The 627-nt window shown below is 37.0% G+C and carries 1 pseudogene; it reads left to right on the top strand.

The window, feature by feature from the left end:
* A pseudogene (locus tag ELQ12_RS09805) lies at positions 1–627 on the top strand (flagellin); the annotation flags it as partial.

Below are 627 nucleotides of genomic sequence, written 5' to 3'. Positions count from 1 at the left end.
ACTACAGGTGTTCAAGCTTCTAAAGATGAGAATGGTAAGTTAGTTCTTACTTCTGCTGATGGTAGAGGGATTAAAATCACAGGTGGTATAGGTGCTGGAGCTAATATTGCTTTAAAAGAAAACTATGGTCGCTTATCTTTGGTTAAAAATGATGGTAGAGATATAGATGTAGGTGGTACAAATATTAGTGCTGCAGGTTTTGGTGCTACTCAAATCATTTCTCAGTCTTCTGTTTCTTTAAGAGAATCAAAAGGTCAAATTAATGCGAATATAGCTGATTCTATGGGATTTAATGCGACTTTAGGTAGTGGAAAACAAGCGATTACAGGTTATTCTGATGCAGCAGCATTTATGAATGCAGCTGGTTCTGGATTTTCTTCAGGATCTGGATATTCTGTAGGTAGTGGTAAAAATTATTCAGCAGGACTTGAAAATGCAGTATTTGCTAATTCTACGACTTTTTCCGCAGCTTTTAATGTTTCTGCTGGTTCTGGATTTTCTGCTGGATCAAACAATTCTCAATTTGCCACAATGAAAACATCAGCAGCTAATACCCTTGGTGTTAAAGATGAAACTGCAGGTGTAACTACTCTTAAAGGTGCAATGGCTGTTATGGATATAGCAGAA

Origin of the sequence: Campylobacter sp. US25a (assembly GCF_004379075.1) — a bacterium.
Lineage (GTDB): Bacteria > Campylobacterota > Campylobacteria > Campylobacterales > Campylobacteraceae > Campylobacter_D > Campylobacter_D jejuni.
The sequence above is the reverse complement of the archived record's forward strand: the minus strand, read 5'-3'. Positions and strand labels throughout refer to the sequence as shown.